This is a genomic window from Pedobacter sp. 22163 (assembly GCF_052045595.1).
Taxonomy (GTDB): domain Bacteria; phylum Bacteroidota; class Bacteroidia; order Sphingobacteriales; family Sphingobacteriaceae; genus Pedobacter.
In genome coordinates, this window is sequence record NZ_JBQEPM010000003.1 from 410,433 (window position 1) to 424,284 (window position 13,852).

General features: G+C 38.6%; 11 protein-coding genes. 10 read left to right on the forward strand and 1 reads right to left on the reverse strand.

The genetic code is table 11. The annotated features are described in order from the left end of the window. Positions 1 to 40 precede the first annotated feature (40 nt). A complete protein-coding gene (locus tag ACTJKN_RS10120) occupies positions 41 to 3,268 on the reverse strand; it encodes an amidohydrolase family protein (protein ID WP_440824611.1) in 3,228 nt (1,075 codons plus the stop codon). A gap of 72 nt (positions 3,269 to 3,340) precedes the next feature. Here ACTJKN_RS10120 and ACTJKN_RS10125 point away from each other — a divergent pair, with 72 nt between their 5' ends. From ACTJKN_RS10125 to rplT, 10 genes are all read left to right on the forward strand, one after another. Continuing rightward, positions 3,341 to 5,233, forward strand: coding sequence for a RecQ family ATP-dependent DNA helicase (locus ACTJKN_RS10125; protein WP_440824614.1), 1,893 nt, complete (start codon positions 3,341 to 3,343; stop codon positions 5,231 to 5,233). A gap of 193 nt (positions 5,234 to 5,426) precedes the next feature. Further along, positions 5,427 to 6,734: an MFS transporter gene (locus ACTJKN_RS10130; protein ID WP_440824615.1), complete on the forward strand. Its 1,308-nt coding sequence runs from the start codon at positions 5,427 to 5,429 to the stop codon at positions 6,732 to 6,734. 22 nt (positions 6,735 to 6,756) lie between these two features. After that, entirely contained in the window at positions 6,757 to 7,494 is a 738-nt protein-coding gene (locus tag ACTJKN_RS10135; protein WP_440824617.1) for a (Fe-S)-binding protein, read from the forward strand. 349 nt (positions 7,495 to 7,843) lie between these two features. Next, on the forward strand, positions 7,844 to 8,743 hold the full coding sequence (locus ACTJKN_RS10140) for a hypothetical protein (protein WP_440824619.1): 900 nt from the start codon (positions 7,844 to 7,846) through the stop codon (positions 8,741 to 8,743). Between the two features lie 191 nt (positions 8,744 to 8,934). Then, on the forward strand, positions 8,935 to 10,038 hold the full coding sequence (locus tag ACTJKN_RS10145; protein ID WP_440824621.1) for an acyltransferase family protein: 1,104 nt from the start codon (positions 8,935 to 8,937) through the stop codon (positions 10,036 to 10,038). Further along, positions 10,035 to 10,526, forward strand: coding sequence for a hypothetical protein (locus tag ACTJKN_RS10150; protein WP_440824623.1), 492 nt, complete (start codon positions 10,035 to 10,037; stop codon positions 10,524 to 10,526). The genes ACTJKN_RS10145 and ACTJKN_RS10150 overlap by 4 nt, the downstream gene beginning before the upstream one ends. Positions 10,527 to 10,641: 115 nt before the next feature. Then, positions 10,642 to 12,567 (forward strand): threonine--tRNA ligase, encoded by a 1,926-nt coding sequence (gene thrS, locus ACTJKN_RS10155; protein WP_440824625.1) that lies wholly within the window; start codon positions 10,642 to 10,644, stop codon positions 12,565 to 12,567. 16 nt (positions 12,568 to 12,583) lie between these two features. After that, a complete protein-coding gene (gene infC, locus ACTJKN_RS10160) occupies positions 12,584 to 13,153 on the forward strand; it encodes a translation initiation factor IF-3 (protein ID WP_051691975.1) in 570 nt (189 codons plus the stop codon). A gap of 29 nt (positions 13,154 to 13,182) precedes the next feature. After that, the gene (rpmI, locus tag ACTJKN_RS10165; protein ID WP_029279105.1) at positions 13,183 to 13,383 is read left to right on the forward strand and encodes a 50S ribosomal protein L35; all 201 of its coding nucleotides are present in this window, start codon (positions 13,183 to 13,185) and stop codon (positions 13,381 to 13,383) included. A gap of 75 nt (positions 13,384 to 13,458) precedes the next feature. After that, positions 13,459 to 13,803 (forward strand): 50S ribosomal protein L20, encoded by a 345-nt coding sequence (gene rplT, locus ACTJKN_RS10170; RefSeq protein WP_025144714.1) that lies wholly within the window; start codon positions 13,459 to 13,461, stop codon positions 13,801 to 13,803. The last annotated feature ends 49 nt before the right edge of the window (positions 13,804 to 13,852 follow it).

The window sequence follows — 13,852 nt, forward strand, 5'->3', positions numbered from 1 at the left end:
AAATGGCCAAAAATGGTTTTAACAGTTACGCTATAATAGTTTAATCACAATGCGGAACAGTAAAAGTCCAGGTTTCTGATTCTCCGTTTGGAATAATATAGCCATTTCCTCTGATATTCTCGAACCACAATTTACCTCTAAGTTTTTCTCTGGTTCCTACTTCATTTAAGGTCGCACTATCATAAAGTCGACCATTGATCATTACATATTTAATTTTCTCCGAATTACGGATATCATCTAAAGGATTGGCGTCCATGATCACCATATCAGCCAGTTTTCCAACTTCTAGTGAACCGATTTCTTTGCTCATCCCTAAATAACTTGCACCGTTTAATGTTGCGGCCCTGATGGCTTGCATTGGCGTAAAGCCACCCTGAACAAACATCCAAAGTTCCCAATGTGCACCTAAACCCTGAATCTGCCCGTGTGCGCCAAGATTAACTTTTGAACCGCCATCTGCAATTTGTTTAGCAGCCTTGGCAATGTCGATATGGTTATAATCGCTGTACTCAGAGGTTGTTCTCCGTCTTGCTCTGGCATCAATAATCGAACGCGGCGTGTAGGTCATTAATTTTTCGTTCTCCCAAACATTGGTTCTGTCGTACCAATAATTTTCGCCCCATTGCCCCCCGTAAGCCACAATTAAAGTAGGTGTATAAGCCACATCGGTATTGTTCCAAAGCGTGGTAACATCTTTATAAACCGGTATAACAGGAATACTATGTTCGATTCCAGTATGTCCATCGGCAACCATATTCATGTTGGTGAAAAAAGTAGAGCCACCTTCAGGTACAACCTCCATATTTAACTGTCTGGCTGCTTCTAAAATCTGTTGACGCTGCTCTCTACGCGGTTGATTATACGATTTTACTGAAAATGCACCAACTGCCTTTAACCTGCGCAGATTAGCCAAAGCATCATCTAAGCTATTAATCACCACTTTAAAATCACCGTCAGCACCATATAAAATACCACCGGTTGAATAAACTCTCGGACCAACCATTCTACCAGCTTTAAGCATTTCGCTCTGGCTAAAAACCATTTCTGTATTGCTTGATGGATCGTGCGAAGTGGTTACACCAAAAGCCAGATTGGCCATATAACTCCAATCGCTCTGTGGTGTTATCCCATCAGGACTTGTACGCAAATGTGCGTGAACATCAACAATGCCCGGCATAATGGTTTTACCATTAACATCAATTACTTTGGCGTTGGCCGGAATGCTTACTGCATCTGTTTTTCCTATTGCCGTAATTTTATTTCCATCGGTAATGATGGTTCCATTTTCAATAACTTCGTCACCTTTCATCGAGATAATCCTTGCGCCTTTCAACGCCACTATTCCGGTAGGGATATCAGATTTTAAAACCAGATTGATGTCAATAGAAGATGCTTCGGTTTTCGGTGTACTTCCATCAAAGTTGAAAGCATTATTTACATCAACGGTAAAATATTTTGGCCCTAAGGTCCAATGTAAGCTTTTACTATCGGCGCTCCATTGAATATATGTTCCGCCATCGGTAGTCACTTTTGTAACCGGAATGGCTTTATTACCTGCCGATGCATCCTGTGCCGTACCAATATTGATCATTGGTGTGATGTAAACGTTAAATAATTCGTTAAATGCTACCCACTTGTTATCTGGGCTGATGACAAACTGATTTGCATACTGAGAAGTAAAGTGTGTTCTTTCGTTCGCCCCATTTAAATCGATACTTTTTAATGCTTTTTTGTCATTTGTATAACTCTGGAAATAAATGCGGGTATCGGTATTATTAAACTGTGGACGGATTCCATTATCTAAAATCAAAGTTTTAGCACCACCATTGGCTGGCATCATAAAAATACCTGTTCCGCGGCCATAGTTATAACCTAAAACATCGTTACCACTTCCTTTTCTGAAAACGATTTTATCGCCTTTTGTTGAGTATTGAGGAGAATAATAAAAACCTTTTTCATCAGTTAACATAATGGTTTTTCCTGATTTTACATCTGTACGCTTTATTGCCCCACGTAATTCATCGCTCCAGGTGGTATAAACAACATATTTTCCATCGGGACTAAAAGCAGGTTCAAATTCGAAATCCAATCCGTTGGTTAACCTTTCTGGTGTTCCTGCTGGTAATTCTTGTTTGTATAAGTATCCTGCGGCATTAAAGACAATTATTTTTCCATCAGGCGAAGTGGTTAATTGTCTTAACATTTTTGCCGAAAATTCGTTGCTGAAAACCTGTTGCTCAAAATGCAATGCTTTTTGTACGGTTTGAATGGTGTTCGCCTGAAAAGGAATAGTGCTGTTAATCAGTGTACCGATTTCTATTTTTCTGATCTTTCCTTTTGCATAGAAAACGATGCTTTTGCTATCTGGAGTCCAGGCAAAATTTGGATAAACACCGAAAATAGCCCAGGTTTCCTGCTGATCATGAGATAAATCTTCATTAACCGGCCATTCTTCACCAGTCTTCAGGTTCTGAACATATAAAGTAGATTTTAACCTTACACGCTTTACAAAAGCTATTAAATTTCCATCTGGAGAAACTTGCGGGCGACAGGCGCCACCTTGCTCATTGATCAAAGTGCTTAATTTTCCTGTTGTTAAATCCAGTTGACGGATGGCATAAATAGTCCCGTTAGGATCTTTGCTATATTCGAAATTAGGACCTGGACTCACATCTTCACTAAAGTAAACATATTTGCCATCTGGCGAAACGTTAGGTTCACCTGCGTCTTGCTGATCGTTTTTACGTTTGGTTAATTGCACGCCATCTCCACCGTTTATACTATACATCCACATTTCGCCGGCGCCTAAGGAGCGGCTTGCGGTAAAGTGTTTTCTGGCCACTAGGTATTCGCTATTTGGCATCCAGGTGGCATTATTCAATAACCTGAAACTCTCTTTGGTAACCTGTTTTTTGCCAGAACCATCACGGTTCATAATCCATATATTATCGCCACCACTTTTATCGCTGGTGTAAGAAATATATTTTCCGTTAGGACTAAAACGGGGTTGAACATCCCAGGCAATACCACCACTAATTAGTTTTGCAACTCCACCGCTAATCGGCATCACATAAATATCGCCAAGTAAATCAAAGGCAATTTCCTGTCCATCGGCACTTACATCGAGGTTCATCCAGGTGCCTTCATCAGTATTTAAGGTAAAGTTTTTTGTGGTGCCCTGGTATTTTTCTATATCCCATTTTTTCTCTTGGGCGTTTGAACTAAAAAATAATAGGGAAAGAGCGGATAGAAAATAGAGGTGTTTCATCAAATTTTTGATTAATTGTGGCGCAATTTAGCAATATCAACAGCTTTTTTATAGTTTTGATACCGCCGATTTATGACAGCAATAGAGATTTTACAAAAATATTGGGGACATCAAGCTTTTAGGCCTTTACAGGAAGATATTATTTCCTCGGTTTTAGAAGGAAAAGACAGTTTAGCATTATTGCCTACAGGGGGTGGTAAATCGATCTGTTTTCAGGTTCCTGCTTTGGTTAAAGAGGGGATTTGCATTGTAGTTTCGCCTTTAATCGCGCTGATGAAGGATCAGGTAGAGAACCTGAAATCGAAGGGGATTGAAGCCATTGCCATTTATGCGGGAATGGGTAAACGCGAAATCGATATCCTGCTGGATAACTGTATTTACGGAAAAATCAAATTTCTCTATTTATCTCCGGAGCGTTTGTTGTCGGATTTAGTGCGGGTTCGCATTTCGTACATGAATGTAAATTTAATTGCCGTAGATGAAGCGCATTGCATTTCGCAGTGGGGTTACGATTTTCGTCCGCCATACCAACAAATCGCAAAACTCCGCGAAATCCTTCCAGATGTTCCGGTTTTAGCACTTACAGCAACTGCTACTGAGTTTGTGCGGAAAGATATTGTAGAAAAACTGGAAATGAAAGACCCACAGGTTTTTGTTAAAAGTTTTGCCAGAGATAATTTAAGTTATGTGGTTTTTGGCAATGAAGATAAATACAAAAAGCTGATTGATATTTGCCAGAAGGTGAAAGGTACAGGTTTGGTTTATGTACGTAATCGCAGAGAGACTGCTGAAGTAGCCAATTTCATCAACCGGAACCAGATTAAAGCCGATTTTTACCACGCCGGATTAGAGCGTGATGTACGTTTTTTAAAACAAGAAGAATGGAAAAATAACAAAACCCGGATTATGGTAGCTACAAATGCTTTCGGGATGGGAATTGATAAAGCAGACGTTCGTTTTGTGGTGCATTTAGATTTACCCGAAAGTTTAGAGGCCTATTACCAGGAAGCTGGTAGGGCAGGGCGCGACGAAAAACGAAGTTACGCTGTTCTTCTAGCTAATCAATCCGATGTTTTGGGCTTAGAATCCAGGTATCTTGATAGTTTTCCTTCTCCGGATGAGATCAGGAAAACTTATCACTACCTCGGTAATTATTTTCAATTGGCATTTGGTGCAGGCGAAGGTTTAACTTTTACTTTTGATGTAGCTGATTTTTGTAAACGGTTTAATATTAGTGTTTTAAAAACAATTTCTGCTTTGAAGTTTTTAGAACACGATGGCTACCTCACCTTATCTGAAAGTGTTTTTCTACCATCAAGAATGATGTTTATTGCCAGTCATGAAGACATTTACCGTTTTCAGATTGAAAATAAAGCTTACGACGGCATTATAAAAACCATTCTGCGTTCGCATGGTGGCGCTTTCGACGGTTTTGTTAAGATTAATGAAGCCGATTTGGCCAAGAAAACAGGTTTGTCGTATAAAGAAATTGTTGCACTGCTTAATAAATTGCAGGCCATCGAGTTACTTACTTATACGCAGCAAACCGATCAGCCGCAATTGCAATACATTAGGTCGAGAGTAGATATGGACCATTTCGATCTCGACGTGAAATACCTCGAACTGAGAAAGGAAATCCTACATAAACAGATTAACGCAGTGGTAGCTTACGCTTCATCAAATTTGTGCAGGAGTATTCAGCTACTCCATTATTTCGACGAACTTCATGCTATAAAATGTGGGGTATGCGATGTTTGTCTGGCAGAGAAAAGAGCCGAAAATCAGAGTCAGATGGAAGAGGAAATTGAATTTGAGATCGTTTCTTTACTGCAACAACAACCTTTAAGCCTTGATGATCTGGTAACAAATATTAAAAATGGCGCAGAAGCTAAAAGGATTGATGCCATAAGAGAATTATTAGATGCCGGTAAGATTAAAACTGATGGGAAGAAATATTATCTTTAGATGTGAGATGTGAGATGTGAGATGTGAGATGTGAGATGTGAGATGTGAGATGTGAGATGTGAGATGTGAGATGTGAGATGTGAGATGTGAGAAAATGCCAATCAAGTTACCAATAAAATACTAGTTTTGTAATGAACTATTTAATCTGTGCAATCAAACAATCAGTATAATCTTCCGCGAAGCGAAAAAACAAATGATAACAAAAAACAATAAGAAAACCATCCGTTCGTGGGCATTTTTCGATTGGGCAAACTCTGCCTATAACTTAGTCATCACTTCTACCATTTTTCCAGCTTATTATACCATTATTACCACCACTAAAGAACATGGTGATAAAGTGGAGTTCTTTGGCCGGACCTTTGTAAATACTTCACTTTCCAATTACGCCTTATCGTTTGCTTATCTGATTATGGCCTTTGCTTTGCCAATGCTTTCATCAATTGCCGATAGAAGAGGAAATAAAAAGTCGTTTATGAAATTCTTTACCTACGTTGGTGGAGCGGCCTGTATCGGTTTATATTTCTTCAAGTTAGATACGCTCGAAATGAGTATCATTTTGTTTGCATTAGCCGCAATGGGTTATATCGGTGGGGTATTATTCAGCAACTCTTATCTGCCTGAAATCGCAACCGAAGAGCATCAGGATCGCGTGAGTGCACAAGGTTTTTCCTATGGTTACATTGGTTCGGTTTTACTTCAACTGATTTGTTTCCTATTTGTGCTAAAGCCAGAATGGTTTGGTATTATTGATGCTTCATTTCCGCCAAGGTTATCATTTTTATTAGTTGGCTTATGGTGGATCGGTTTCTCTCAGATTCCTTTTTCAGCACTTCCAAACGGAACACCTCAGCGCGATAAAGTAAAAACGAATATCCTTAAAGATGGCTTTAGCGAATTATCGAAAGTTTGGGCGCAGGTTAAACAAATGAGGATTTTAAAAGGATTTTTGGTTTCTTTCTTTTTCTATTCTATGGGCGTACAAACCATTATGCTTGCTGCTGCTGGTTTCGCTGAAAAAACGTTAAAACTAGGAACCGCAAAATTGATTGCGGTGATATTGATCATTCAGCTTGTTGCTATTCCGGGCGCCATGCTCATGTCTTATTTAGCTAAAAAAATAGGAAATATAAACGTATTGATTATGGTAGTTGTAGTATGGATAGGCTGTTGCGTTTTTGGCTATTACATCACTAGCGAATATCAATTTTACTCATTGGCCGCAATTGTAGGTTTGATTATGGGCGGAATCCAATCTCTATCACGTTCTACCTATTCTAAATATTTACCGGTTGATACAAAAGATAGCACCTCATTTTTCAGTTTTTACGATGTAACAGAAAAACTTGCGATTGTAATTGGCCTTTTCAGTTTTGCTTACATTGAAGATTTAACCGGAAATATTCGATACTCAATTATCGCTTTGGCATCATTTTTTATTGTTGGATTAGTTCTTTTAGTGCTTCTAAGAAAAAACGAACATAAAGAATCGCTAAAATTGTAAGTTTGCAGTCGTTAAGAATATTATGAAAGTAGAATTATTTGTGCCTTGTTTTGTAGATCAGTTATATCCTGAAACCGCTTTTAATACGCTAAGGTTATTAGAAAAATCGGGATGTACCGTAACCTACAATTCAAAACAAACCTGTTGTGGGCAACCTGCGTATAATGCTGGTTATTGGGATGAGGCAAAGGAAGTGGGTACAAAATTTTTAAACGATTTTACCGAAAATACTTATGTTGTAGCACCTTCAGCATCGTGTGTAGGCATGGTGAAAGGTGGGTTTAACGATCTGTTTACCAATACCATTGTACACAACAAATGCCGGAGTTTGCAATCGAATATATGGGAGCTTTCTGATTTCCTGGTAAACGTAGCCAAAAGAGATTATTTCGGTGCTGAATTGGAAGGAAAAGCCGTTTACCACGATTCGTGTAGCGCCTTACGTGAATGCAAAATCAAAGATGAACCCCGCCAGTTGCTTTCTAAAGTACACGGCTTGGAAATGATCGAAATGGAAGATACCGATATGTGCTGTGGCTTTGGTGGAACATTTGCGGTTAAATTCGATGCCATTTCATCTGCAATGGCCGAGCAGAAAGTTAATCATGCGCTGGCACAACAGGCAGATTACATCATTTCGACCGATTTATCCTGCCTTTTACATCTTCAGGGGTATATTGAGAAAAATAACCTTGCGATTAAAACCATGCACATCGCCGATGTATTGTGTAATGGCTGGCTGGAAAGTACAGAATATTAACCCCCAGCCCCTAAAGGGGAGTAATTATCCGTGGCTGGCTTGTACTGACTAGTGTAAAATAAACCAGACCGACAGCGTTATCCCGATTTAAGGATCAATATTAAATTAAGGTGTTTTTATCGGGATTAAGCAAAGGGCGGGACTGTGGTAGCCAAAGAACTACAGGCACTGCTTTTCTAATAAAAGGATTTAGGCATTGTAATATTTAAATTACTTTCATCTTAAATCTACGTTTAAAGGATCTAATCGTGATCTTTAACACAATTTAACACGCTTTACATTACAATCTACAATATCTTTGTTAAACCTTTTTAAGGCTTTCGTATCTAACAAACAAAACAAAATCGTAATGAAAAAAATATTCTTCGCTTTACTGGGCGTTTTATCAATTGCATCAATTGCAGATGCACAGCAGAAAAAAACTTCAGGAGCCATACAATTTGAAAATATTATCGATCCGGCAGCTATGGCTTCGGCAAGCGGTATCCAGCTAACCGATCAGATGAAAGCCAGAATGCCCTCATCTAGTAAAAGCAACTTCGAGTTGTTGTTTACGGCTACAAATGCAAGTTATATGCCAGTTGAAGAAACTGAAGACAGTAATGGAGCAGGTGGTGGCGGTGGCGGCATGGGGCGTATGATGATGCGTTTTGGTGGTGGCGGTGGTAACAGAGAATACTATTATACCTTTGCAGATAAAGGACTAACAGAGGTTTTTGACCTGAACGATACCACTTATTACATGCCGAGTAAATTAACTTTATCTACTTCTGGACCAATAGGTTCTATGAGAGTGGGCGGTAGAAATCCTAATGATACCACTAAAGCAAAACCAGCTCCGGCACCAACAATTGAAGTGGTTAAAACAGATTCTACTAAACAGATTATCGGTTTTACCTGTCACCAGGCGATTATAAGATCTACAAGGGCGATAAAAATCCTGGATATGGATAAAAACGTAGTAGAAGAAACCAAAATCTGGTATACAAAAGATTTGGGCTTCGACTTTTCTCCAAACCCAAATATGTGGACAGAAGGTGCTGTTTTAGCGATTGAAGGCAGAGGTAACAGCTCAATTGCCAAAAGCATCGAGTATAGAAATGTAAGCACAAAAGATGTAACCGCACCTAAAAAAGCAAAACTGATCACTGCTGAAGAGTATAAAACTAAAATGGAGAACATGATGAAACGTTTTAGACAGAACAGACCTGGTGGCGGTGGCCAGATCAGATCATTTGGTATGAATTAATTCATTCTGTGAGACTTCCGAAGTTTGTGCTTTAGGCCAGCAGCAGGCCAACTTCTGAATTCTTATAATAAAGCCCTGAAGGTATAAGCTTTCAGGGCTTTTTTTGTATCATTTTTGAAATGGTTGGCTTTAGTTTTTGCATCTAAACTGAGAATAACTATTATTGGAGTTTGAATATAACCTAGCCAAAAGTGATTACAGCCGAGAACAAAACAAATTTATTAGCAACCAAGCAACATTTCGAAATTTTAGACGGACTACGGGGCTTAGCGGCCATTGTGGTGGTAATTTATCACTTTATGGAAATCGCGATTACCGATTACAATAAGAATTTTCTTTCGCATGGTTTCCTCGCAGTCGATTTCTTTTTCTGTTTATCCGGTTTTGTAATTGCCTATGCTTATGATAGCCGTGCACCACATATAGGGATTACACAGTTCTTTAAATTAAGACTTATCCGTTTGCATCCCCTGGTTGTGATTGGCTCTATTTTGGGCTTATTAACCTTTTTGTTTGATCCTTTCAGTAATTTTTACCCAGTTTATGGCTTTGGGAAAACAGCTTTATTGTTTTTAGCTTCAGCATTTCTGATTCCTTATCCGCTTATGCCAGAGCGTTATACCAATCTGTTCTGTTTAAATGCACCAGCCTGGTCGTTATTTTGGGAATACGTTGCCAATATTTTCTATATCCTTGTGCTTTGCAGATTAAATAAAAAAGTACTACCGCTATTGGTTTTACTAGGTGCAATAGGCATTTGTTATATAGCTTTGAAAGTTCCCAACGGCAATTTAGGCGGGGGTTGGGGTGGACAAAATTTCTGGGATGGGGGCGTGAGGGTGCTTTATTCTTTCTCGGCTGGAATGTTGGTTTATCGTTTCAACTGGATCATTAAAAATAAACTTGGTTTCTTGGGTTTGAGCCTGCTCTTGCTTGTAGCCTTCCTGTTTCCTTATGCAGATGCTTATAACTGGATTACCGAACCAATAATTGTATTGTTTTATTTCCCGCTTTTGGTAGCTTTGGGGGCCGGGGCAACATTAAATCATGGCTCTAAAGATATCTGCAAACTATCTGGCGGTATATCTTACCCGTTATATATGACCCATTATCCGTTTGTATGGGTATTTCTTACCTATGTGGCAGTTGTAAAGCCAACAATGTCGACGCTATGGGTGGTTATTCCTGTTTCGGTAATAGTTTTAATAGTTTTGGCTTATCTTATTATGAGATTTATCGATATTCCATTGCGTAAATACCTGAAACAAAAATTTTTAAAAGATAACTGGATATGAAATTTTTAAAGATTGCTTTGTTCTTCTTTTCATTTGGTTTACTGTTTAGCTGCAAATCCACAGATGATTATGCATATAACGAAAAAGTAACTTCAATTTTTTTAAGTCAGATGAAGCAGATCGATGAAACAGATAGTGTTTTCAAAGATACTTCGAAGGTGTATGCAAAAGGCTTTCCTGATTCTATTTTCCTGTCGCACAAGGCTGATAATCTCATCAACAATTCAAAAATAGATCTTCTTGATGTCGCACGTCTGAAACCAACTAAAGCGGCGGCAAGATTTAACGAAGGTGTAATACAATACCTCACTGCCATAAACGATTATGGTAAAACAGCAAAGGAAATGCTGCATGTAAAAGCCATTGAAGAAAAGCGAAAACACTATAACTTGCTGGCCGTTAAATATGAAAAACTGAATACCTATCCCGATCAGTTACTGGCCATACAGAAAGTTTATCTGCAAGAAGCAGGACTACAACCAAAGTAGAATTTTAAGTAGCAGTATTAAATAGCAGGATAAATTTCGTACCTTTGCACAAAATAAAATCACATTGTAAGTGATCTTTAAAACTTTTTATTTAAAATTTAAATCATAGTTGTAGATGATTAACATTACTTTACCTGACGGTTCTGTCCGTCAGTATGAAAAGGGCACTTCTGCCCACCAAATTGCATTGTCAATTTCCGAAGGTTTAGCCCGTAACGTATTAGCCGTTGAGGTTAATGGCGAAGTTTGGGATTCAACAAGACCGATCGAATCTGATTCATCAGTGAAATTATTAACCTGGAATGATACTGCCGGAAAATCGACTTTTTGGCATTCATCAGCTCACTTAATGGCTGAGGCTTTAGAAGCACTTTATCCGGGTACCAAATTTGGTATCGGCCCAGCAATTGAAACTGGTTTTTATTATGATGTAGACTTTGGCGACCGTGAATTTTCTTCGGATGATTTCAAAGCCATCGAAACCAAAATGATCGAACTGGCTAAGCAAAAGGAAACTTTTGTACGCGAAAGTGTGAGCAAAGCTGATGCGGTAAAATACTTTACTGAAAAAGGCGACGAGTATAAACTGGATTTAATTGACGGCCTGGAAGATGGTAAAATTACTTTCTATACCCAAGGTTCATTTACCGATTTATGCCGTGGTCCACATATTCCGAATACTGGTTTTGTGAAAGCAGTAAAACTGATGAATGTGGCTGGTGCTTACTGGCGCGGCGATGAAACCAAAAAACAGTTAACCCGTATTTATGGTGTAACTTTTCCTAAGGCGAGCGAGCTTACTGAATATCTTTTAATGATTGAGGAAGCAAAAAAACGCGATCACCGTAAATTAGGGAAAGAGCTGGAGCTATTTGCTTTCTCAGAAAAAGTAGGCATGGGCTTGCCATTGTGGTTGCCTAAAGGAACTGCTTTGCGCGAGCGTTTAGTGAACTTTTTAACTAAAGCACAGGCTAAAGCGGGTTACGAGCAAGTAGTAACACCACATATCGGACACAAAAATTTATATGTAACCTCAGGTCACTGGGAAAAATACGGAAAAGATTCGTTCCAACCGATTAAAACGCCACAAGAAGGAGAGGAGTTTTTCTTAAAACCGATGAACTGCCCTCACCACTGTGAGATTTACAAAACAAAACCTCGTTCTTACAAAGATCTTCCGGTTCGTTTTGCAGAGTTTGGCACGGTTTACCGTTACGAACAAAGTGGCGAATTACATGGTTTAACCCGTGTACGTGGCTTTACTCAAGATGATGCACACTTATTCTGTATGCCAGAACAGGTGAAAGAAGAGTTTAAAAAAGTAATCGATTTAGTGCTTTATGTATTTAAATCATTAGGTTTTGATAACTATATTGCTCAGGTTTCATTAAGAGACCCGGAGAACAAATCGAAATATATTGGTTCTGACGAAAATTGGAGACTATCTGAAAATGCCATTATCGAAGCAGCTGCAGAAAAAGGCTTAAATACTGTTGTAGAATATGGCGAAGCCGCTTTCTATGGTCCTAAGCTTGATTTTATGGTGAAAGATGCTTTAGGTAGAAAATGGCAGTTAGGTACTATTCAGGTTGATTATAACCTACCAGAGCGTTTCGAATTGGAATACACCGGTAGCGATAACCAGAAGCACAGACCGGTAATGATCCACCGTGCACCATTTGGTTCATTGGAAAGATTTATTGCTGTTTTGATTGAACATTGTGCCGGAAACTTCCCATTATGGTTAAGTCCGGAGCAATTTATTGTTCTTCCTATTTCAGAAAAATATGAAGAATATGCAAAAAAAGTTTTAGATGAACTAAATAATTCCGATATTCGCGGGCTGATTGACTTTCGTGATGAGAAAATCGGTCGCAAAATACGCGATTCGGAAGTTAAAAAGATCCCATACATGCTCATTATCGGTGATAAGGAAATGGCAGAAGGAAAAGTTTCTGTCCGCAAACATGGTGAGGGAGATTTAGGCGAAATGACGTTGGAAGAGTTCAACAATTTATTAAGAAAAGAAATAACAGTTTAAATTAAATAGTACAAATTTGGCATTAGGAAGACCAGGATTTAACAGGGGACCACGTCCGCCTTTTAAGAAAAAAGAAGCAGAGCATAACATTAATCAGTATATTAAATCGCCCGAAGTGCGTTTAGCTGGCGATAATGTTGAACCGGGGATTTATCCTTTGGCGAAAGCTTTGGCACTTGCTGATGAACTGGAATTGGATTTGGTAGAAATATCTCCAAATGCCGTACCACCAGTTTGTAGAATTATTGATTACAGTAAATTTGTTTACGAGCAAAAGAAAAAGCAGAAAGAAATTAAAGCTAATGCGAAACAAACTGTAATTAAGGAGATCCGTTTTGGTCCTAACACCAACGATCACGATTTCCAGTTTAAATTGAAGCATGCAGTAAGCTTTTTAGAGAACGGTGAGAAAGTTAGAGCTTACGTGCATTTTAAAGGTAGAGCAATTGTTTACAAAGAGCAGGGAGAAATTTTATTGTTAAAATTCGCTCAGGCTTTAGAAGATGTAGGAAAAGTAGAGTTGTTACCTAAGTTAGAAGGTAAACGTATGTTCCTAACAGTTGCGCCTAAAGTAGCAAAAAAATAAAAATAGGTTTATAAATTAAAAAACAGGTTATGCCAAAAATGAAAACCAATTCCAGTGCTAAAAAGCGTTTTTCGCTTACTGGAACAGGTAAAATCAAAAGAAACAACGCATACAAAAGTCACATCTTAACAAAGATGAGTACTAAACGTAAACGTGCCTTAGGTCAAGCAAGTATCGTATCTGATGCTGATATGGGTAACGTTAAACGTATGCTTTGTATCGGAAAGTAATTTATTAATTCACCAGGTATCAGGCTTTAAGTTTCCGGTTAAACGGAACGCCGCTTGCCAAAAAACAACAACAACATGCCACGTTCGGTAAACGCAGTAGCTTCGAGAAGAAGAAGAAAAAAAATCCTTAATCTAGCCAAAGGCTATTGGGGAGCAAGAAGTAAGGTTTATACTGTTGCTAAAAACACAGTAGAAAAAGGTTTGCAATATGCATACCGTGACCGTAAAGTTAAGAAAAGAGAATTCCGCGGATTATGGATCCAACGTATTAATGCAGGTGCTCGTCAGCACGGTATTTCTTACTCTCAATTAATTGGTAAACTAGCTTCTAAAGAAATCGGTTTAAACCGTAAAGTATTGGCTGATTTAGCAATGAATCACCCAGAGGCTTTCAAAGCTGTAATTGATGCAGTAAAATAGAAATTTTCGCTTAGGCGATAATCATATTTAAAAAAGGTCCCGATGTAAA

Excerpts from the sequence above, each read along its gene's own strand:
- ACTJKN_RS10120 (WP_440824611.1), bottom strand. The coding sequence starts at position 3,268 with ATGAAACACCTCTATTTTCTATCCGCTCTTTCCCTATTATTTTTTAGT.
- ACTJKN_RS10125 (WP_440824614.1), top strand. The coding sequence starts at position 3,341 with ATGACAGCAATAGAGATTTTACAAAAATATTGGGGACATCAAGCTTTT.
- ACTJKN_RS10130 (WP_440824615.1), top strand. The coding sequence starts at position 5,427 with ATGATAACAAAAAACAATAAGAAAACCATCCGTTCGTGGGCATTTTTC.
- ACTJKN_RS10135 (WP_440824617.1), top strand. The coding sequence starts at position 6,757 with ATGAAAGTAGAATTATTTGTGCCTTGTTTTGTAGATCAGTTATATCCT.
- ACTJKN_RS10140 (WP_440824619.1), top strand. The coding sequence starts at position 7,844 with ATGAAAAAAATATTCTTCGCTTTACTGGGCGTTTTATCAATTGCATCA.
- ACTJKN_RS10150 (WP_440824623.1), top strand. The coding sequence starts at position 10,035 with ATGAAATTTTTAAAGATTGCTTTGTTCTTCTTTTCATTTGGTTTACTG.
- thrS (WP_440824625.1), top strand. The coding sequence starts at position 10,642 with ATGATTAACATTACTTTACCTGACGGTTCTGTCCGTCAGTATGAAAAG.
- rpmI (WP_029279105.1), top strand. The coding sequence starts at position 13,183 with ATGCCAAAAATGAAAACCAATTCCAGTGCTAAAAAGCGTTTTTCGCTT.
- rplT (WP_025144714.1), top strand. The coding sequence starts at position 13,459 with ATGCCACGTTCGGTAAACGCAGTAGCTTCGAGAAGAAGAAGAAAAAAA.